20 protein-coding genes are annotated in these 20,770 nt (G+C 46.8%); 15 read left to right on the forward strand and 5 right to left on the reverse strand.

The genetic code is table 11. The features are described 5' to 3' along the window. Window positions 1-85: 85 nt before the first annotated feature. The 4 genes from ACNKW2_RS01375 to ACNKW2_RS01390 are packed head-to-tail and all read left to right on the forward strand — an operon-like array spanning window position 86 to window position 4,315. Window positions 86-739, forward strand: a complete 654-nt coding sequence (locus ACNKW2_RS01375) for a methylamine utilization protein (RefSeq protein WP_419146949.1) — start codon at window positions 86-88, stop codon at window positions 737-739. Next, window positions 736-3,072: an EAL domain-containing protein gene (locus ACNKW2_RS01380; protein WP_419146950.1), complete on the forward strand. Its 2,337-nt coding sequence runs from the start codon at window positions 736-738 to the stop codon at window positions 3,070-3,072. The genes ACNKW2_RS01375 and ACNKW2_RS01380 overlap by 4 nt, the downstream gene beginning before the upstream one ends. Then, entirely contained in the window at window positions 3,059-3,886 is an 828-nt protein-coding gene (locus ACNKW2_RS01385; protein WP_419146951.1) for a DUF3034 family protein, read from the forward strand. The genes ACNKW2_RS01380 and ACNKW2_RS01385 overlap by 14 nt, the downstream gene beginning before the upstream one ends. Before the next feature lie 21 nt (window positions 3,887-3,907). Further along, on the forward strand, window positions 3,908-4,315 hold the full coding sequence (locus ACNKW2_RS01390; protein WP_419147065.1) for a group I truncated hemoglobin: 408 nt from the start codon (window positions 3,908-3,910) through the stop codon (window positions 4,313-4,315). A 67-nt stretch (window positions 4,316-4,382) separates the two neighbouring features. Here the strand turns inward: ACNKW2_RS01390 and ACNKW2_RS01395 are convergent, their stop codons facing one another. Then, window positions 4,383-5,114 carry a glycosyltransferase family 25 protein gene (locus ACNKW2_RS01395; RefSeq protein ID WP_419146952.1) on the reverse strand — a complete coding sequence of 244 codons (732 nt, stop codon included), beginning with the start codon at window positions 5,112-5,114 and terminating at the stop codon, window positions 4,383-4,385. 242 nt (window positions 5,115-5,356) lie between these two features. On the opposite strand from ACNKW2_RS01395, the gene ACNKW2_RS01400 reads away from it, so the two are divergent. Beyond that, window positions 5,357-5,758: an FAD synthase family protein gene (locus ACNKW2_RS01400; RefSeq protein WP_336568611.1), complete on the forward strand. Its 402-nt coding sequence runs from the start codon at window positions 5,357-5,359 to the stop codon at window positions 5,756-5,758. Continuing rightward, complete coding sequence (locus ACNKW2_RS01405; protein ID WP_419146953.1) at window positions 5,759-6,586, forward strand: sulfurtransferase; 828 nt, start codon at window positions 5,759-5,761, stop codon at window positions 6,584-6,586. Between the two features lie 61 nt (window positions 6,587-6,647). Here ACNKW2_RS01405 and ACNKW2_RS01410 read toward each other — a convergent pair whose 3' ends face one another. Beyond that, the gene (locus ACNKW2_RS01410) at window positions 6,648-7,616 is read right to left on the reverse strand and encodes a class 1 fructose-bisphosphatase (RefSeq protein ID WP_419146954.1); all 969 of its coding nucleotides are present in this window, start codon (window positions 7,614-7,616) and stop codon (window positions 6,648-6,650) included. Window positions 7,617-7,772: 156 nt separating this feature from the next. Here ACNKW2_RS01410 and ACNKW2_RS01415 point away from each other — a divergent pair, with 156 nt between their 5' ends. After that, on the forward strand, window positions 7,773-10,199 hold the full coding sequence (locus tag ACNKW2_RS01415) for a zinc-dependent metalloprotease (protein ID WP_419146955.1): 2,427 nt from the start codon (window positions 7,773-7,775) through the stop codon (window positions 10,197-10,199). Between the two features lie 145 nt (window positions 10,200-10,344). On the opposite strand, the gene argE is transcribed toward ACNKW2_RS01415, so the two are convergent. After that, complete coding sequence (gene argE, locus ACNKW2_RS01420; RefSeq protein ID WP_419146956.1) at window positions 10,345-11,493, reverse strand: acetylornithine deacetylase; 1,149 nt, start codon at window positions 11,491-11,493, stop codon at window positions 10,345-10,347. Between the two features lie 172 nt (window positions 11,494-11,665). Between argE and argC the strand changes: the two genes are divergently transcribed. The 8 genes from argC (at window position 11,666) to ACNKW2_RS01460 (ending at window position 18,909) form a co-directional block, all read left to right on the forward strand. Continuing rightward, complete coding sequence (argC, locus tag ACNKW2_RS01425) at window positions 11,666-12,676, forward strand: N-acetyl-gamma-glutamyl-phosphate reductase (RefSeq protein ID WP_419147066.1); 1,011 nt, start codon at window positions 11,666-11,668, stop codon at window positions 12,674-12,676. Then, complete coding sequence (gene argB / locus ACNKW2_RS01430; protein ID WP_419146957.1) at window positions 12,673-13,452, forward strand: acetylglutamate kinase; 780 nt, start codon at window positions 12,673-12,675, stop codon at window positions 13,450-13,452. The genes argC and argB overlap by 4 nt, the downstream gene beginning before the upstream one ends. 8 nt (window positions 13,453-13,460) lie before the next feature. Further along, the gene (locus ACNKW2_RS01435) at window positions 13,461-14,381 is read left to right on the forward strand and encodes an ornithine carbamoyltransferase (protein WP_419146958.1); all 921 of its coding nucleotides are present in this window, start codon (window positions 13,461-13,463) and stop codon (window positions 14,379-14,381) included. A 9-nt stretch (window positions 14,382-14,390) separates the two neighbouring features. Next, window positions 14,391-15,602: an argininosuccinate synthase gene (locus ACNKW2_RS01440; RefSeq protein ID WP_419146959.1), complete on the forward strand. Its 1,212-nt coding sequence runs from the start codon at window positions 14,391-14,393 to the stop codon at window positions 15,600-15,602. A 14-nt stretch (window positions 15,603-15,616) separates the two neighbouring features. Next, window positions 15,617-17,482 carry an argininosuccinate lyase gene (gene argH / locus ACNKW2_RS01445; RefSeq protein WP_419146960.1) on the forward strand — a complete coding sequence of 622 codons (1,866 nt, stop codon included), beginning with the start codon at window positions 15,617-15,619 and terminating at the stop codon, window positions 17,480-17,482. 154 nt (window positions 17,483-17,636) lie between these two features. Next, window positions 17,637-17,792: a hypothetical protein gene (locus ACNKW2_RS01450; RefSeq protein WP_419146961.1), complete on the forward strand. Its 156-nt coding sequence runs from the start codon at window positions 17,637-17,639 to the stop codon at window positions 17,790-17,792. Window positions 17,793-17,815: 23 nt separating this feature from the next. After that, complete coding sequence (locus ACNKW2_RS01455) at window positions 17,816-18,328, forward strand: hypothetical protein (protein WP_419146962.1); 513 nt, start codon at window positions 17,816-17,818, stop codon at window positions 18,326-18,328. A 17-nt stretch (window positions 18,329-18,345) separates the two neighbouring features. Next, window positions 18,346-18,909, forward strand: a complete 564-nt coding sequence (locus ACNKW2_RS01460; RefSeq protein WP_419146963.1) for a hypothetical protein — start codon at window positions 18,346-18,348, stop codon at window positions 18,907-18,909. On the opposite strand, the gene ACNKW2_RS01465 is transcribed toward ACNKW2_RS01460, so the two are convergent. Then, complete coding sequence (locus ACNKW2_RS01465) at window positions 18,881-20,239, reverse strand: capsule assembly Wzi family protein (protein WP_419146964.1); 1,359 nt, start codon at window positions 20,237-20,239, stop codon at window positions 18,881-18,883. The two genes, ACNKW2_RS01460 and ACNKW2_RS01465, sit on opposite strands and share 29 nt — an antisense overlap. Further along, entirely contained in the window at window positions 20,236-20,718 is a 483-nt protein-coding gene (gene coaD / locus ACNKW2_RS01470) for a pantetheine-phosphate adenylyltransferase (RefSeq protein WP_419146965.1), read from the reverse strand. The genes ACNKW2_RS01465 and coaD overlap by 4 nt, the downstream gene beginning before the upstream one ends. Window positions 20,719-20,770 lie beyond the last annotated feature (52 nt).

The raw sequence follows: 20,770 nt of genomic DNA on the forward strand, positions 1-20,770 counted from the left end.
AGTTGCCCTAATATCAACTATATTGGGGCAAATATCTTAAATCACTTGCAATTAGTCTTAAGGTCTCTTTTACTTAGGGTAACTAATGCAATTTACAGAGTTAGAAATGCGCTTTTCCGTCCTAGCTCGGCTAGTTTGTGCTTTACTGACACTGATGGCCGTGGTTGGCTTTACCGCTAACGCGAAACAGTTAACGATTACTGATGCCAGTGGTGAACCGCTGCAACACGCTGTGGTTGAGTTGCCACAGCCGGTGCAAACACCTGATTCAGTTGCAATTATGGATCAAGTCCATAAGCAATTTGTGCCTTATGTGCTCACCATTCAAAAAGGCCAACAAGTTAATTTTCCTAATAGCGACGACATTCGTCATCACGTTTACTCTTTTTCCCCTACCAAGCCGTTTGAATTGAAACTGTACGCCGGAACGCCTAATGCGCCATTACAATTTAATAATGCCGGTGTGGTGGTGTTGGGGTGCAATATTCACGATTCCATGGTGGGCTATATTTATGTCTCTAATGGCAACCAAGTGTTAATCAGCAATGCCCGGGGCGTGGTGCAAATACCACACAATGTGGATAGCGTGACGGTATGGCACCCAGAGCAACAAGATGAAATAGCCAGCCGTAAATCGGTCACTTTACCAAGTGGTGTTGATAGCCATACAGTGATGATGAACACCGAACCTCCAGCGCCAAGAAACACCTTTGGTGAGCGCTTTGGAAACAATGAATGAATAATAGCTTTAAGAATAAAATTATAGGCTTGTGTGTGGTGCTTATTCTGCTCACTGCAGTGATGAGCTTGGCCAGCTTTTGGTGGTCTACCAGTCAATTTAACCAAGCCCAAGTACAACGAAAAATTCAAGTCGCACAAAATGTCTATCAGCAATACTTAAAAGCCCGTGAGCGACTTTTGGTCACCGCAGCCACGGTACTTACCGCTGACTTTGGCTTTAAACAAGCGGTGGCTACCCGAGATGCACAAACCATTGGCAGCGTACTGCTTAACCATTCTCGCCGCATCGATGCAGATTTAATGCTGCTGTTAGATGTGAAAGGTCAGTTGATCTCTGCCAATGTCGAGGGGCTAGACTTTCCAAGTGGCACCCAGAGTTGGATGACCGCACTGCAAGATCATAATGATCATTCTGCTTTTGTGGTGTTAAATGAGCAGCTCTATCAAGTGATTATTTTGCCGGTACGGGCTCCAAGAACCATCGCCTATTCGGTGATAGGGTTTCAAGTCAATGAGGCCGTCACCGACGATTTAAAAGAATTAACTGGCATGGAAACCAGCTTTGTCGGTCAAGCCGATAACCTCAAAGCCAGCTCATTACCTGCTTTGCCTCCTGGCGAAGACCTATTTTCGTACCTAGAAAATCAAAAAACACAACGCTGGTTGGGGGAGTACCCAGTTTATCAAAGTGCTGAAGTGGCCTTGCCGTCATTGGCATCCAACGCCATTAGCTTGGTACTTAGTGCCGACTTAACTACCCAGTACCAAGAGTTTGATAAAATGGTGCTGACCATTGTACTGCTGAGTGGCGTGACGATTTTACTCGGTTTTATCACCAGCGGTGTGCTGGCAAAAAACCTGACGACACCTCTGAGTCAGCTTACTGAATTGGCGAAACGCTTTGCTACCGGTGATTACTCAGCCAAGTTAAAAGAAACTCGACCCGCTCGCGAAATCTGTCAATTGGTGGATGCCTTTAATGACATGGGTGAAAACATCCAAGAGCGGGAAGAAAAAATTCGCTTTCAAGCCAGTCACGATAGTCTAACTGGGTTTTTTAATCGCAATGCGGCGCTGGATAAGTTGCATGGCATGCTGAAAAGCGGCGCAGAGTATTATTTTATTGCCATTGATATAAAAGGCCTACGCCATATTAATGATAAGTTAGGGCCGCGGGTTGGCGATGACTGTATTAAGGTGGTGGCGAAACGCATCGCCAGCATCAATAGTGCCGGGGTTGGCTTAAATATCCGCCTTGGTGGTGACGAGTTTTTAGTGGCTCATCAAGCAAAGGCTACCAGCGAATCACAGCAGTCGGTGCAAGGCATTGTGGAATATGCGGAAAAGCTTCATGACGCTCTGTGTCAGCCTTATGTGGTGCAAGGGTTAGATATTGCGTTGCACTTTAGTGTTGGTGTGGTGCACTACCCCAAGCAAGCCCACACCCCTGAAGATGTGGTACGCCGTGCCCTTATCGCAGTAGATACCGCCGCCCATGACGGCCACGATGTCTATTACTATCAATCCGGTGAAGATGAAGCACACTTAGAGCGCTTGCAAATCATTGATGAATTAAAGCACGCTATCCAAGAAGATGATGGCCAGTTATTTATGACGTATCAGCCTAAGCTCAATATGAAAACGGAGCAGATTGATAAAGTCGAGTCGTTGATCCGCTGGCAGCGTAAAAGTGGTGAGTGGGTGTCGCCGGAGTTATTTATCGACCTGGCTGAACAATCGGGACTGATTGTCGATTTAACCCAGTGGGTGGTAAAAACGGTGGTTGCGCAAGTAGCGCGCTGGTTGCATCAGGGTGAAAACATTAAGGCGGCGATTAATGTTTCGGCGCAAGATATTGCTGATAAACACTTTTTACCTCATCTTGAGCAATTGCTTGGCGACATGAAGGTGAAACCTGAGCTTATCACCATTGAGCTCACTGAGCGCGATATGATTGAAAATGAAGAAAAGGGCATTTTAGCGCTGCAGGCGTTGAAAAAGTTGGGCGTGCAGGTGTCATTAGATGACTATGGCGTGGGTCAAACGTCGTTAGGTCGACTGAAAATGTTGCCCATTGATGAGTTAAAAATGGACAAGGTGTTTATTTTAAAACTCGCACAATCCGAAAAAGATCAGCATATTGTGCGCTCGACCATTACCCTGGGTCACCAGCTAGGCTTTAGTGTGGTGGCAGAAGGCGTGGAAGACAAAGCCTCTTTAGATTTACTTGATGCCATGCAGTGTGATTATGCTCAAGGGTATTATTTAAGTAAGCCGTTAAAAGCGGCAGACTTTGATAGCTGGCTTAGGAGTTATAATGAAGTGGGTTAATTGCTTTTTACTGTTGTTATTGTGCACGCAATCGGCTTGGGCGGCCACAGGAAAGCTGTTGGCAACTCCCGGAGTGTCGCAAGTGGAGGGCAGTGCTGGCGGGGGCATTGTGCCTTGGGCACAGTTGGCAGGGTATGCATCGGACGATGAGTGGTCCATGTCTGGCTTTTGTAGCCGGGCAAGCTTGTCGGATTATCAACTGGATGTGTGCGGCGTTCAAGCGAACCTGTTTGACCGCGTTGAGCTTAGCTATGCTCAGCAAGATTTCGATGTGGATGCGTTAGGGCTGACCATTGAACAAGATATTGTTGGCGCGAAAGTGCGTTTGTATGGCGATATTGTTTACAGCGATTATCCCCAATTGAGTGTGGGAGTTCAGCACAAATCGTTAGACGATGCGCTGGTGGCCAACTTGCTTGGAGCCGCAGATGACTCTGGCACGGATTATTACCTAGCGGCCAGTAAACTCCACCTTGGTGCCGTTTGGGGCTACAACTGGTTTTGGAATGTCACCTTGCGCCATTCTCAGGCAAATCAACTGGGGATCTTAGGCTATGGCGGCAACGATGAGGGAACGCCGTGGCAAGCAGAGGCCAGTAGCGCTATTTTCCTTAGCCGTCAGTGGGCCGTGGGCGTTGAATATCGGCAAAAAGCCGATAACCTAGGGTTAGGAGAATCTGATTGGCGTGATGTGTTTGTGGCTTGGATCCCCAATAAGTCGGTGAGCGTAACCGCAGCTTGGCTTGATTTAGGTAATATTGCGGGGCAACCTTCGCAAACGGGTTGGTATGTGTCTGTGACGGGGTATTTTTAAATGAAGCGCTTATATTTTTCTATGATGGCCGTTGGCTTTTTACTCGCTGCTGGGTGTAGCAGCGTTGCTGATAATCGCAGCCTCTATGCGCAAATAGGCGGGCAAGCTGGTGCAGAGCAGCTGGTGGATGCATTTATAAAAGAAATCGGTAACGACCGCGATATACTGCCCTATTTTAAAGCCTCTAACGTCAGCCACTTTCGCCGCGGCTTTTTAGCCCATTTATGCGATACCCTCGATGGCCCGTGCGAGTATCAAGGGGATACTATGGTGCAAATTCACACAGGCATGAACATCGACGAGAAAGACTTTAATAAAGTGGTGGATCTATTGATAAATGCCATGAACGAGGTGGGTATTAGCCACCCCGTTCAAAATCAGATCTTGGCACGTATGGCGCCTATGCGTGAAAACATCATCAATATCTAAGGTTGCTTACGCAGCGCTTATGTCACACCAATAGCAGGTTGTTGCGTTATTTTGAGCCGCGAGCGGCTTAGCTTGGCAACTGCCCCGATGTTTTCTTTCTCTCTAAATACATTCTGATGCGGTGCTTTAGGTTGCGCAAAAAAGTGCTGCGATTACTGTGCTTGCCCTTATTGAGTTTACTAATTTCACTTTCAAAGCCCAGATCTTCAGAAATGGCATAAGGCTTTATGCCTAATAGGTTTAGGTTAACTTCGCTATGGAATTGAATATCAACGTCCACAGGACGGAAAAATGGTTTTCTTTGCAGTAGCTTTTTTGCCCCTGATAAGCTGATAGCATAGCCTTGAGTACCATTAGGTACTTTGCGGTAATTGCCTAGGGTGAACCCCTCGTCCAATGGCTGCTGTTGGAAAAATGGGTTGGCGCGATTATCAGATAATTTAATCATATCCCAGTTTGAGAGTTGTTCTATCTGATTTAGTATCGTGGTAAAGCTTGGTTCAATATGTAAATCATCTTCAAGAACTATAGCGTAAGGTATGCTTTCTTCTACTACTTTCTGCCAGACTCTCATATGGCTAATGTAGCAACCAACCTCACCGAGAGTCAGATCACGGTGGTAATACCGTCGGTTCGCTGCAGCATCATACCAGTGAGATAATTCTTCTGATGTTAATGCCTTACCAACGGTGGCGTTAAAGCGTGTCGCGACCACTTGGCTTTGCATGAGCCGTTCATACGTGGCGTCAAAGCGTTCCTTGCAAGTTTCCATATTAATAACAAAAACAGGTGCGGTCATAGTCTTTATCCAAACAAAGCTGATAGCTTATTATTTCATCTTTTACCATATCTTTGTAGGTACAGAGTAGAGAGAATAAAATACAATCAATTTTGTTACCTAATAGACAAAATTACTGAAATTTTATGGGATTTTCGGTAACCTGACTGTAATAAAACGGTCATGCAAAACGCTGTATTGTCTATCGAGGTTCGTCTCAAAGTACCAGCTTCAGCATTGCAAGCAATCAAAAGAGAGTCATTGTGAAAAAAGTCATCACCTTTGGCACGTTCGATATTTTCCATGTCGGACACGTCAATATTTTAGAGCGCGCAAAAGCATTGGGCGATCACCTTATTGTGGGGATCTCCTCCGATGAATTGAACTATGCCAAAAAAGGCCGCAATCCCGTTTACTCTTTAGCAGAAAGAGTCAAAATCATCAGCTCACTGCGCTTTGTTGATGAAGTCTTTGTGGAAGAGTCGCTGGAGCTTAAAGAGCAATATATACGTGATAGTCAAGCAGATGTGCTGGTCATGGGTGATGATTGGCAAGGTAAATTTGATCAGTATAAGGCGTTTTGCGATGTGGTGTATTTACAGCGCACGCCTTCCATTTCGACCACAGAAATTATTGAAGTAGTCAGACAGCCACAGGATAACTAAATGCAGCAGGTCGTCGATAGCCAATGGCTCCACGAACATTTAGCCACGGTTAAAGTGCTTGACGCCGGGATCGTCAAGCCGGGTTTACCTGGGCCTTATAAAGCAGAAGCGGTGATCCCAGGAGCACTGCGGTTTGACATTAGTCATGCGTTATCGGCTGCCGATAGTGATCTGCCAAATAGCTGTTGTAGTGCAGCCCAGTTCCAAGCTGAGATGCGCCAGCTAGGGATTAACAACGAAGACGTACTGGTGGCTTACGATGATAAAGGCATGTTCAGTGCTGCACGGGCTTGGTATATGTTAAAAGCCATGGGGCATAAGCGTGTTTATGTGCTTGATGGTGGGCTTCCTGCATGGCAGCGCTGTGGTTTTGATGTGACACAAAGTTATGCCCAGACAACTGCGGTGGGTAACTTTACCGCCAACAGTAACGTTGTAGGCTTTGTAGATAAGCAAGCCGTAATCGAAAATTTAGCAAGCGAAAAAGCCACTGTGCTGGATGCCAGAGGCGCGTCACGTTTCGCCGGTATTGGTGATGAACCACGTGAAGACATGCGCAGCGGCCATATCCCTAAAAGCCTTAACTTACCTTACACTGAGCTACTGGATGAGCAAGGCTTGTTTAAGCCTAAAGCCGAGCTGAGCAAGCTATTTGCAGCGCGTGTAGCAGAACTATCACAGCCCTTAATATTTTCCTGTGGCTCTGGGGTAACCGCTTGTATTTTAGCCTTGGTGGCTCACGAGCTAGGTTATCAACAGGTGTCGGTCTATGACGGTTCGTGGAGCGAGTGGGGAAGCGACCCCAATGTTGCTGTGGAGCAGAGCTAATAGTGCTAAAAACAAAAAAAGGTGCTGTTACAGCACCTTTTTTGTGGCCTAAATTACTTAACTATTTTAAATAGCTTAAACAGGTTTCCACCTCGTTTTTAGAGCCTAAGATCACCCCGACACGTTGGTGGATCTCTTTAGGCTGAATAGCTAAAATTCGTTCGCGACCCGTGTGCGCCGCGCCGCCAGCTTGTTCAACCAACATCGCCATGGGATTGGCTTCATAGAGTAAACGTAGCTTAAATGGCTTGTTTGGATCTTTTTGGTCTTCTGGGTAGGTAAATAACCCGCCACGACATAATACCCGATGCACGTCACCGACCATGGCGGCAATCCAGCGCATGTTAAAGTTTTTCCCTCGTGGGCCCGTTTCACCAGCAAGTAAGTCATTGATGTAAGTTTGCATTTCAGGGAGCCAGTGGCGCTGATTAGAGGCATTAATAGCAAACTCTTTGGTGTCTTCTGGAATTTTGGCAAACTCTTGAGTTAATAAGAAGCTGCCATGGGTCTTATCGAGTGTGAAAATACGTGTGCCTTTACCAGTGGCGAGTGCCAGCGTGGTGGACGGCCCATATAAGACATAACCGGCAGCGACTTGCTGATGGCCCGGCTGCATAAAGATGCTCGGATCGCTGGGATCAGAACCCTCAGGTGCTTCCATAATTGAGAAAATGGTACCTACCAGTGAGTTAATATCAGTATTAGATGAGCCATCTAGTGGGTCAAAGGCGACGATATACTTGGCATTGGGGTTACCGGCAACGGTAAAATCTTCCTCTTCAGAAGCAATGGCTTTGACATAACCCGATTCCAACAAAATATCTTTGAGTAATTGGTTAGACAGTACATCGAGTTTCTTTTGCGTTTCGCCCTGAATATTTTCATCTAGGGTCGAGCCGAGTACACCAGACAGAGCACCTTGGCCAACGCGGAACGATATTTCTTTACAGGCCGCGAGAATGGTTCGAATTAACGATACTAACTCTCGAGAACAACCATCTTCAATTAACACCGGAGGGAGTCTACGCATTTTTTAAATCCTGATTACCTTATGTTTATAGCTTTAATGAATGTGAGAGGCGCTATAAACTGCGCTGTAATTTGTCTTGAAAGACTGTAAATTGTATACAATTTCGTATACAACTAGGGGTTAAGACTTCCAAAACCATAAATAACAAAGGCAGCTATGAGAAAAATAACGTGTTTCACTCACACTGTTTTGACTTTGTTACTGTGTATGATAACTCAAGCACAGGCAGCAATTAAGTCAATTGACGAATTTACTGACAGTTTTAATTATCATCCCGGCTTTTATAGCTTCTACAGCGATGCCACCACCGGCAAGTTATACCTAGATATCGATAAGCTAGATACGCCTTTCTTACTGCAGCATAGCCTGCCGTATGGCGTGGGTTCGAATGACATTGGCCTTGACCGTGGTCAGTTAGGTGGTACTCACTTAGTACAGTTTGAGCGCTTTGGCGACAAAGTCATGTTGCGTGCCATCAATACCTATTACCGTGCCAGCGCCGATAATGCAGCAGAGCAGCAAAGTGTGAAAGAAGCATTTGCCTCTAGTATCCTGCATGGCTTTAAGGTGGTGGCTGCAGACGAAGACAGCGTGTTGGTGGACTACACGCCTTACTTGCTTAGCGATGTCCATGGGGTTTCACGCACGTTGGCTAGCCGCAAACAAGGTAGTTACAGCCTAGATGGCAGTCGCAGTGCGGTGTTTATGCCGCGCACCAAAGCCTTTGTAGAAAACACCGAACTGGAGGCGGTACTCACGTTTAAAGGCAGCAAGCCCGGTGAATATGTGCGCCAGGTCAGTGCTGACCCTTATGCCATCACTGTGCACCAACACCACTCATTAATTCAACTGCCAGATGACAACTACCAACCGCGTGCTTTTCATCCGCAATCGGGTTATTGGAGCATTGAACATAAAGATTACTCTGCGCCATTAGGTGAGTCGATGTTGGTTCGCTACATTCCACGTCATCGATTGAGTAAAAAAGATCCAGAAGCCGACCTGTCTGAAGCGGTTGAGCCGATTGTGTATTATTTGGATCCTGGCGTTCCAGAGCCAGTAAAAACCGCGCTTTTAGATGGCGCAAAATGGTGGAACCAAGCCTTTGAGGCGGCAGGGTATAAAAATGCCTTTCAAGTGAAAATGTTACCCGAACACGCCGATCCTATGGACGTGCGCTACAATGTTATCCAATGGGTGCACCGTGCCACTCGTGGCTGGTCTTATGGCTCTTCTGTTATCGATCCTCGCACCGGTGAAATCATTAAAGGGCATGTCACTTTAGGCTCTTTACGTGTGCGCCAAGATATTCTGATTGCCGAAGCGCTCGCTTCGCCCTTTGTTGAGGGCAATGAGATCACCACGCAATTACATGAAATGGCGCTGGATCGCATTCGCCAACTCAGTGCTCATGAAATTGGCCATACCCTAGGTATTGCCCATAACTTTTCAGCCTCAGCAAAACAGCGAGCCTCGGTGATGGACTATCCACATCCTTTGGTTGGCTTTGATGACCAAGGCAAGCTTGATATTACCTCGGGCTACGCCAAAGGCATGGGCGCTTGGGACACCCAAGTGATTAAGTATGGCTACAGTGACTTCAATCAAACCGAAGAGCACGAGGCACTTGCTGCAATCTTAGCGGAAAATAAAGCGCTGGGATTGGAGTTTATTTCTGATGCCGATGCGCGGCCGCAAAGTGGCGCCCACCCAACGGCTCACCTATGGGATAATGGCAGTGATCCTGCACAAGAGCTGCTACGAGTACTGGATATTCGTAAGCAAGCATTGGCTGATTTTGGGATTAAGAGTATTAAAAAAGGCGTGGCGTTATCACAGCTAGAAGAAAAACTGGTGCCGCTGTACTTATTCCACCGTTATCAAGTGGAGGCGGCAGTTAAGTTAGTAGCTGGCGTTGACTATGACTACGAAGTGCGCGGAGATGATGCTGTAAAAGGGGCGCAAGTGGTCAATAAGGAAGTGCAACAACAAGCGCTAAATGCCGTGTTACATACCCTACAACCTGAGTCGTTGCAGATCCCTGAGTCTATTCTGACGCTTATTCCACCGAAAGCCTATGGCGAGTATAAAACCCGTGAAAGCATTAAAGGCCGCACAGGACCAACTTTAGACGCCATGGCCTTGCCAGAGGTTGCCACCGCCCATAGCCTGAACTTGCTGCTTAATCCACAGCGTTTAAATCGCTTGGCCCAGCAGCACGCCCGGAATCAGCAGCACCTTGGCACGACAGACTTGTTAAATGCGTTATATAAACAAGTATTTAAAGTCAGTAAAGCGGATGGTATTACGCGTAAGCTGAGTCAGCGAGTGCAGTACTTAACCGTTAATAAACTGGTTGCGTTAAGCCAAGACACTCAACTGGCGCCAGAGCTACAGGCCGAAGCGCGCTACTACCTTGCTCAGGTAGCCAAAGACTTTAATCAGGCATCGGTATTCAGTGATGTGGAGCTGAGCGGCGCATTTGAGCATATGCTAGCAGAAAAGATCAGCCAATACCTGGCAACAGGAAAGTGGTCTGGTTCGTTCAAACCACTGGCAATGCCACCAGGCTCGCCTATTTAGCCGCTTAACGCACTTGTGTTCAGCCCTGACCAGAGCTGTTAGTGGCTGAACACAGATCTGTTTTTGCTGCTTAGGATAACTCAACCTTTGATGGCACTATCTATTATTCTCTGTGGCCAACCTGGATGCCACGACAATGAGTCGCTTATTGAAAACAGTTCTCAGCAATAATTGACTTTATAATCCCTTGGCTCGGTTTTATTTTTGTCATATCAAGAAACTCATTGGGCTGATGCGCCTGATTGATTGAACCGGGTCCCATTACAATGGTTTCACACCCCAGCTGCTGTAAAAACGGCGCTTCAGTGCAGTAATTAACCGCAATAGCGGCTTCACCAGAGAGGCGCTCCGCCATTTTTACTAACGCAGAATCCGTCGAGCCGGTAAAGGCGGGGATAGGTTCATGCATATCAACCACAGAAACACTGTTTGGGTATTGTGCGTTGATGGGGGCAACCGCCTGGAGTAGCATGGCCTGCAATTCTTTAACGCTGAGACCGGGCAGCGGGCGCATGTCCATGTGCAGTTCACAACAGCCGCAAATACGGTTGGCATTATCGCCACCATGAATATGCCCAAGGTTCAGTGTGGGATACGGAATTGCAAAATGAGGAACTGAATATTTATTCTTTAACTCCTCTCGTAATTGTAACAGCTGAGTAATGACTTGGTGCATTACTTCAATGGCATTGAGGCCACGTGCTGGATCTGAGCTGTGACCGGAGCGCCCAACCACCCGAAGCGCCGAAGTCATATGGCCCTTGTGGGTAAAGACTGGGGTCATATCGGTGGGCTCACCAATAATACAGCGCGCCGGTGTTAAGTTAGGATGCTTTGCCACCTGCTGTGCCCCAGCCATGGTGGTTTCCTCATCGGCGGTGGCCAGGATGATGAGCGGAGCGCTTTGCTTTTGTTCATCCAGTTCCGCAATAGCCTGTAAGACAAAGGCAAAGAAGCCTTTCATATCAATACTGCCAAGGCCATGTATTTTGTTGTCTTGCTCAGTGAGTTTAAACGGGTCAAACTGCCAACGGCTGTCATCAAATGGCACCGTATCGGTATGGCCGGCTAACATTAACCCTCCCTTACCTTCACCGCGCTTGGCGATTAAATTAAACTTATCTTTATCATTTTGCAGTGGCTCTACTTCTACGCTAAACCCCAAGGACTCACACCACTTTGCCAGTAACTCAATAACACCGCGATTAGACATATTTAGGTGGCTTTCCATGGCGCTGATAGAAGGAGAGGCGATCAAATGCTGATACATCGCCATGAACGAAGGTAATTTCATAAAAAATCCTAAAATATTTATTCAAAGTTCTTGCATAAAAATATAAAGGTGTTTACAGTGAATATCAATTCACTTTTTCAGCATAATTATATTGGAATGGCAATGCGACGATTTAACTTCAACAAATGAGCATAACCCCAAGTATTGATTGACGACTTTTGAGAACACCATGTTGAATGTATCTATAATCGGAGCTAGTGGCTACAGTGGCGTAGAGCTTGCCAAGCTGGTTGCTAACCATCCCAAGTTAACGCTTAAGGCGTGCTTTGTCTCTGCGCAAAGCCTAGATCAGCATAAGCTATTAAGCGAGCTTTACCCCGAACACAGTGGTTTGTTAGACATTGAATTGCAGCCGCTTACGGCCGAGGCCTACGAAGACATTGAGCAACACAGCGATTACGTGTGCTTGTGTACGGATCACCACGTTAGTGTTGAGTTGGCAGCAAAGTTTCTTGCTATGGGCAAGCGGGTATTTGATTTATCAGGCGGCTTTAGGTTGTCGAGCAACAGTGATTACCAAGACTACTACGGATTTTCTCATCCTCAAATAGAATGGCTGCAGCAAGCTAAATATGGCTTGGCAGAATGGTATGCCGATTCTCTGCACGATGCCCAGCTGATAGCAGTGCCTGGATGCTACCCAACAGCCGCATTAAACGCCTTAAAACCACTGCAGCAAGCAGGTTTACTTGCTGAGCAAAAAATCATTATTAATGCCGTTTCTGGGGTGACTGGGGCGGGCAGAAAAGCCAACCTCGGCAGTCACTTTTGTGAAGTTTCGTTAGCGCCTTACGGGCTATTTAACCACCGCCATAGTCCAGAAATTGAAAAGTATCTGGATCATCCGGTGCTCTTTACCCCGCATTTAGGCAATTTTAAGCGCGGTATTTTGGCCACCATGTATGTGCAGTTGCAGCCACAAGTAACGCCAGAGCAGGTTACTGAGGCCTACCAAGTGCTAGCAGACGAGCCATTGATCCGCTTAAAGGGCGCTGCCATGCCAAGCATTAAAAGTGTCGCCGGGCAGCCCTTTGTTGATATCGGTTGGCAACAGCAGGAGCAGCAGTTGATTGTAGTGGCAGCCATAGACAATCTACTTAAAGGCGCTGCGGGTCAAGCGCTGCAATGTATGAATCTTGCTGCCGGCATGGCGCATTTTGAAGGGTTGGGAGTAGCACAATGAGCAAACAAACATGGGTAATTAAACTGGGCGGCGCGGTACTCAATCACAGCGGCGCAGCCAATGCCGTATTTGTGGCGATGAAAGAAATTCAACAGCAAGACCCAAGTAAACAGTTTGTCATTGTGCATGGCGGTGGCGCCTTAGTGGATAAATGGCTTGCGGACGCCGGTTTTGCTACTGCCAAACACCAAGGTTTGCGGATCAGTCCGCAAGAGCAAATGCCTTATATTGTTGGCGCTTTGGCAGGATGTGCTAACAAACAACTGATGGCTGAAGCCATCACCGCAGGCCTCAGCCCGGTGGGGTTGTGTCTTTACGATGCCGGCTTTAGCACCCAGCAGAAACTCAAAGCATTAGGCCGGGTAGGCAGTTGCCAAGCCCATGAGGGCGGTATGCTAGCGCCTATTTTGGAATACGACCGCTTACCGGTGGTGAGTTCGGTGGGGATTGGCGCTGATGGTAACTTATATAACGTTAATGCCGACGAAGCCGCCGCCGCGATTGCCAGTAAACTCGGCGCAGAGCTTATCTTTATGACGGATGTCGCGGCGGTGCTCGACGGCGATAAGCAGCCACTAACCCTGCTTGATGGCGAGCAAATACAACAGCTGATCACTGAAAAGGTCATTGTGGGCGGGATGGAGGTCAAAGTTAAGACCAGTCTTCACGCTGCCCAACACTTACGACGAGGGGTGTACATCTCAAGCTGGAAAAAGCCTGAGAACTTAGTGGCACTGCTCAATGGTGAGCATGTCGGTACCCAAATTCAGCCGTAGGAAAGATCATGACAGGACAATTTTTAACGGGTCTTGAATTAGACCAAAGCAAGGTGTTGGCGCTGCTCGCGCTTGCCAAAAACATCAAAAATCAACCACAGGAATACAGTCAAGCCTTAGCGGGCAAGTCGGTAGTCACTTTATTTGAAAAGCCGAGCTTAAGAACGCGACTGTCGTTTGACATTGGTATTCACAAACTCGGTGGCCATGCGGTTTATTTAGACCAACAAAATGGCGCCATGGGCACGCGAGAGTCGGTGAAAGACTTTGCCTTGAACATTTCCACGTGGGCCGATGCCATTGTGGCCCGTGTCAATCAGCATCAAACTTTGGCGACCTTGGCGGAGTTTTCCAGTGTTCCTGTGGTAAACAGTTTGTGTGACTTATATCACCCATGCCAAGCGTTGGCAGACTTCCTTACCTTGTCGGAAAGTTATGAAGACGTCAGTGAAATTAAAATTGCCTATTTAGGTGAAGGCAATAATGTCACCCACTCATTAATGCTACTGGCAGCAACTCTTGGCACTGACTTTGTTGCCGTTTGCCCTAAAGGGCACTCGCCAGATGCTCAAATTGTTAAGCAAGCGGAGCAAATTGCCGCAGTGAATGGCGCGTCTGTGCTGGTGAGCGATCGAGTGGAAGCAGCGGCAGGTGCTAATGTGCTGTATGCCGATACCTGGGTATCCATGGGCGACCAAACGCCACTGGAGCAGGTGAAAGATACCTTTATGCCCTACCAAATAAATCAGCAGCTGGTGGATGCTAGTGGTGCGCAAACCATATTGCACTGTCAGCCAGCCCACCGTGAATTTGAGATCACCTCTGAAGTCATGGATGGGCCTAAGTCAAAAATTATCCAACAAGCCGAAAACCGCATGCATGCGCAAAATGCATTGCTGGTATCGCTGTTAAACCAAGATTACGTTTGAGGTAAACACATGAGCAAAATTAATAAAGTGGTACTGGCTTACTCTGGTGGACTTGACACATCAGCCATTGTGCCATGGTTAAAAGAAAACTATGAATGTGAAGTGGTGGCATTTGTGGCCGATGTTGGCCAAGGCGAAGAGGAGCTGGCTGGGGTGGAAGAAAAAGCCATCGCCTCGGGCGCCAGCGAGTGTTATATCGTTGACCTGAAAGAGCAAATGGTAAGCGATTACATTTATCCGACGTTAAAAACCGGCGCGGTGTATGAGGGCACCTATTTACTGGGCACCTCAATGGCACGGCCCATCATCGCCAAAGCGCAAGTCGAAATAGCCAGAAAAGTAGGGGCCGATGCCTTATCTCATGGCTGTACCGGCAAGGGCAATGATCAAGTGCGGTTTGAGTCTTGTTTTTCGGCACTTGCGCCGGACTTAAAAGTAATTGCTCCTTGGCGTGAATGGTCATTAACCAGCCGGGAGTCGTTGTTGGCCTATTTGGCAGAACGCGACATTCCTTGTGCGGCGTCAGCAACCAAAATTTATAGCCGTGATGCCAATGCTTGGCACATCTCCCATGAAGGCGGAGAACTCGAAGACCCTTGGAACGAACCCAGCGAACAAGTGTGGACGATGACCAATTCGCCAGAAGCGGCGCCGGATCAACCTGAATACGTTTCAGTGGTGATTGAAAAAGGTGAAATCATTGCCATTAATGGTGAGCAATATACGCCGTATCAATGTTTATTAAAGCTTAATGAGTTAGCGGCACCTCATGGTGTTGGACGCGTCGATATTGTTGAAAACAGACTGGTGGGAATGAAGTCTCGGGGCTGTTATGAAACCCCTGGTGGCACCGTCATGATGGCGGCATTACAAGCCATTGATGAGCTGATTTTAGATAAGTCGTGTCGCAAATGGAAAGAGTCATTAAGCAGTGAGTTTGCTCACCTGGTTTACGATGGCCGTTGGTTTACGCCACTGAAAGACTCTATTTTAGCGGCGGCAGAGTCCCTCGCTACGCAAGCCACTGGCGAGGTGGTACTGAAGCTCTATAAAGGCCAAGTGCAGGCTGTGAAAAAGCAATCGATTAACAGCTTATACAGTGAAGACTTTGCGACCTTTGGTGAGGATGATGTCTATGACCAATCTCATGCTGAGGGCTTTATTCGGTTATTCTCGCTTTCCAGCCGCATTGCGGCACTGAACAAGCAACAGCAATCTTAAGGTAGGAGGATAAAATGGCATTATGGGGCGGCCGTTTTTCATCTGGTCCAGATGAGGCATTTAAACAATTTAATGATTCGTTACCCTTCGACTACCAGCTGGCTGAGCAAGATATTATTGGCTCAATTGCTTGGGCAGGGGCACTGCGTCAAGTTGACGTATTAACCGAGTCGGAGCACCAAACACTCACTGGGGCTTTGCAGCAACTATTAGATGAAGTCATCGCTAAGCCACAGAAAGTGGCGAGCGCTGGGTATGAGGATATTCACTCTTATGTTGAAGTAAAGCTGATAGAAAAAGTCGGTGATTTAGGTAAAAAACTGCATACCGGTCGCAGCCGAAACGACCAAGTGGCTACTGACTTTCGGCTTTGGAGCCGGAAAACAGCGCAACAACTGCTGGGTGCTTTAGCGAGTTTGAAGCAAGCACTAGTGCAACTAGCTGAGCGGGAGTTAGGCACGATTTTACCAGGCTATACCCATCTGCAACGTGCTCAGCCGGTGTTGTTTAGTCATTGGTGTATGGCGTATGTGGAAATGCTAGAGCGGGATGAGTCACGTTTAAATGATGCCCTGACACGATTAAATGTTTGCCCATTGGGGTCAGGGGCGCTTGCTGGCACCGCCTATGCTATTGACCGAGAAAAACTAGCTGCCGATTTAGGATTTCAATGTGCTTCGCGCAATAGCCTAGATGCTGTCTCAGATCGTGATTTTGTTGTCGAATTGTTAAGCTGTGCCTCAATTTCCATGATGCATTTATCCCGTTTTGCTGAAGACTTAGTTTTTTATAACTCCGGCGAATCGGATTTTATTGAGTTGGCTGATAGCGTCACTTCTGGCTCTTCGCTGATGCCACAAAAGAAAAACCCCGATGCTTTAGAGCTGATCCGAGGCAAAACCGGCCGGGTGTTTGGCGCCTTTAGCGCCATGATGATGACGCTAAAAGCACTGCCACTGGCTTACAATAAAGACATGCAAGAGGATAAAGAAGGCTTGTTTGATGCTATGCCTACCTGGCTAGCCTGTATTCATATGGCTGAGGCGTGTGCCAAAGGCATTAAAGTTAACGCTGAAAAAACCTTAGCTGCTGCCAAAGGTGGACACGCTAACGCCACTGAGCTGGCCGATTATTTAGTGGCAAAAGGAGTACCGTTTCGAGAAGGCCACCATATTGTGGGTGAGCTGGTGCAGTTGGCCATTAGCAAAGGAGTCAATCTTGAGGAGTTAAGCTTGGCAGAGTTTCAACAGGTGAGCCCGGTGATTGCCGCTGATGTTTATCCGGTATTAGAAATCGACGCTTGTATTGCCGCTCGCAAGGCATTGGGGGGCACCTCTTTGCCGCAGGTTACTCAGGCCATTAAAACGGCAAAAAAAAAGCATAAAATTCTAGTACGGGATGCCAATCTTGACGACGTGGAGGCCATTGCCGAGCTGATCCAATACTGGGCTCGGGTCGGGGAGAACCTTCCGCGCGCCAAAAGCGATATGATCCACAGCATTAATGAGTTTGCTGTCACCGAAGTGGATGGCAAGGTAACTGGCTGCGCCTCTTTGTACATTTATGACACTGGTCTTGCCGAGATCCGCTCCCTTGGGGTCGACCCTAAGAGTGAAGCGAAAGGCCAGGGACAGCTGCTGGTAGAGCATTTGCTCATCAAAGCCAAAAAATTGGCACTGAACCGCGTGATTGTGCTCACTCGGGTACCAGGCTTTTTCACTAAGCAAGGATTTAGCAACTGCAGCAAGGATAGCCTGCCGGAAAAAGTGATGAAAGATTGTGAGCTCTGCTTAAGAAAAGATAATTGCGATGAAGTAGCAATGGATTTTGTTATTAATCAAGTTGTTAGTCTTAAAATTCCGTGTAAGTTTGTTGCCTGATTGAATTGTTTTTAAACCACATAAAGCGCCAACTTGGCGCTTTTTTATATTTTTAAAAGGTGGAGAGAAAGTTGGCATAGGGTGTGCTAATAAATTCCTCGTTAATTTAAAGGACTACTTTCGCGTAGTCAGTCACTTTATTGAGGGAAACACAATGCTAAATAAAATTTTATCTAAAAAGAGTACAGCGAAAACCGCTGGTCAAGCTAAGTCGCTTTCTGGTAAGGTTATCCTAACTAAAAGTAACCTAGAGATGGTATCAGGTGCTCGTGGTAGTGGCTACGTTCCTAGAGATAGAGAAAAAGACTAGCATCCTGACCAATATGATATGTAATGTTTGTATATGACATTTTTGGTATGAGTATTGGAGCCTTAGTTATCTGGGGCTTCTTAATGGCTACATTACTTCACTTTTTCTTTAACTATCTAAAGCTCAAAAGAACCCCCCAGCTTTTCTCTTGTGCATTGATTCTTTTCATTTCATATTTTACAAGTGACATGCTCATGATGTCATATGAAAACCCATCTATCATATTTGGAATTTTTTCTTTGTTTGATTTGGTAACTTTGGTTCTAGTTATTTTGATGACTAATTGGTTTAGAAAAAATGATGATGTTGAGACTGGGGCAGTGTATGTTTTTGCTGGGTTAGCTATCAATACCAGCCTCTTCTTTGCAATGTTTGTAGACACCTTTCTACTAAAAAACAATGAACCATGGTTCCTTTGGTACTTTTATTCATACACTGTCGTTATCGTCGACTTTATAATGGTTGCGGCATTACTACTTAATAAAGATTTTCTAAGGATTAGATACACAGTTAATAGAATGATGGCCCCAAGCTAGAGAGAGGGTAAGTTTTGTTGTCATTTGATGTATCACTGTCGCTGGCTAATCTGCAAATATGGCTGCTATTGCTTACGTCGTTGTATTACTGGGTAAAGTATACCAGTGGTGATGACTGTGTTGATGCCTTAAAGCTTACGGCGCTTGTGACCGTTTCTTACAGCTTAACTATCTTTGTCCACCCCATACTAGCAAAGCTAAATATGCTCAGTGTTATGTATGGCGGTATCTTCTATCTTATTTATTTACTGATGGATCTGGTGACTTTAGCGCTAGTGATTCGTTTTAGCCGCAAGCTAGTGGCTCGAGCTGATAAAGTTAGCAATGCCTATGTGATACTAGTCTTAGTGGTCAATAGTGCCTTATACAGCCTGCTATTATTTGAGCTGTATTATTATTTTTACCTCCAAGATAAAGGCTATCGCGATTGGGTAGTTATGCTCTATCAATATGGCATCAATACTATGGACATGATGCTGGTTGTGGCGCTACTAACAAGAAAAGACTTCTTGGGCTTTTACGCCATGATAAAAGAGCGGCGTTGGCCGCTCGTTAAAACTGATACTCCAGGCTCATCGTAAGTGCTGCGTGGGTGTCATCCTCGCTTTGCGATTGCTGTTGCCAAGCAATCACTCCGGCTTTCGCCAACAGCCCAAATACACCACGTTGATAACCAAATTCTAGTTGATCACGCTGGGCGTCTTGGTCTTCAAACTCAACACGTTTTAGCTTGGCATAGGCACCAACGCCTTGAGTACTAAAATAATCAACGCCTAGGGTGTAGCTTTTAGCTGCCAGGCCCATACTGGCTCCTAACCATAAATCACGCTCGCGGTAGCCGTTACTGTCGAGGCTGTTATCACGTGGACACAAGCTAACCGTGGTTTCATCTTGGCAATCGATAGTTGTATCAGAGTACTCAAAGAAGCCTTTTAAGCGGTAATTATGGCTGCCCCAAAAGCTTTCCATACCCAAGGTAAACATGGGAGCTTGTGGTAGTGCGCCACTGTCATTACTGCCAGCGACTTCCGCGTACAAAGCAATAGGGCGACTGGCCAGTCGAGTGGAATATTTAGCATCGATACTGGTTAAGCGTTGCTGGTGTTGTTCGGTGTCTGAGCTCGTTTGTTGATAGACAAAGTCGCTGTAGCTGGTGCTAAATCCAAGTTCTAAACCCGGAACTGGAAAAGCCGCGGCGCGAAAGCCCCAAAAATCACCATTTTTATTACTGCTTAAAGAGGGGCGCTGTTTCGCCATCATGGCATTGACCTGCCAAGGCCCAATAAACGACAGAAAGCTGGGACCACTGTAGTTATTATTTGCGCGGCTCAAGCGTACGGCTGTCATGGGCGCAGCATTATTAGACAGCAATAATGCGTTCTCGTTACCTGGCCCCCACCAGTAGCTTAAGCGTTCAGCACTTAAAGACCAGTTACCAAATAGGACCGCAAGGTGACTGCCGTGGTGATTGATCTGTTTACCATCTTGGCTATCGTCGGCGTAATTTACGGCCACCTTGGCACTCACCGAATCACCAGTAATAACACCAAAACCTTTGATACCAGAACGTTGTTGGCGTCGCTCACCAAAACCATTGCTGCGCACATCAGCGCCATTAAAGTGTGCTTTTACGCTGCTGTAGTGGCCGCGCTTGGCTTGCTTTAAGGCGTGACGCAGATGCGCTAGCGCAAAACTGGCTGATGGCGACAGAGTTTGTTCCTCTATGGCCGCCAAATCATTGACGATGCCACTCCACAGCAGTGGATATTGATTTACAGGGCGGTTAATCACCCTCTCAGCAACCAGCATATCGATACTGTGCTTGATTTCGCTTTGTGTCACGTCTATCCATGGTGAAGCGTGCACCTGTGCGCTTAATAAGGTGGCAAGGGGGAGTAGTAGCTTTTTCATCCGTGTAGTTTTTCCTCTAGGGCGCGTGCCACCAATGGGTGGACAAATTCACTGACATCGCCGTTATGCATGGCGACTTCTTTTACCAAGGTGGACGATATAAACGAGTTACGTTCAGAAGGCGTCAAAAACACGCTTTCTAAATCGGGGTGAAGGCGGCGATTCATATTGGCCAGCTGAAACTCGTAGTCAAAATCGGATACCGCGCGAATACCGCGGATCAACACATTGGCTTTTTGTTGTTTCGCCAGATCGACGAGCAATCCCGAGAAACCGATGACTTTGACGTTTTTTAGCGGCTGTAAAATTTCTTCAGCTAGGGCAACGCGCTGCTTTAAATCAAAGCAGGGTTGTTTACTTGGGTTATGCGCAATCGCTAAAATAACGGTATCAAACATTTTTGCTGCGCGTTTGATCAAGTCCTCATGGCCATTGGTGAGCGGATCAAATGTACCTGGGTATAGAGCAACAACCTTCATATCAATTTCTTTGTTGGAATTTTTTTGTATGGTAACAAGGTTTTTTTCAAAA

Origin of the sequence: Pseudoalteromonas 'SMAR', from assembly GCF_048515945.1 — a bacterium.
Classification (GTDB): Bacteria; Pseudomonadota; Gammaproteobacteria; order Enterobacterales; family Alteromonadaceae; genus Pseudoalteromonas.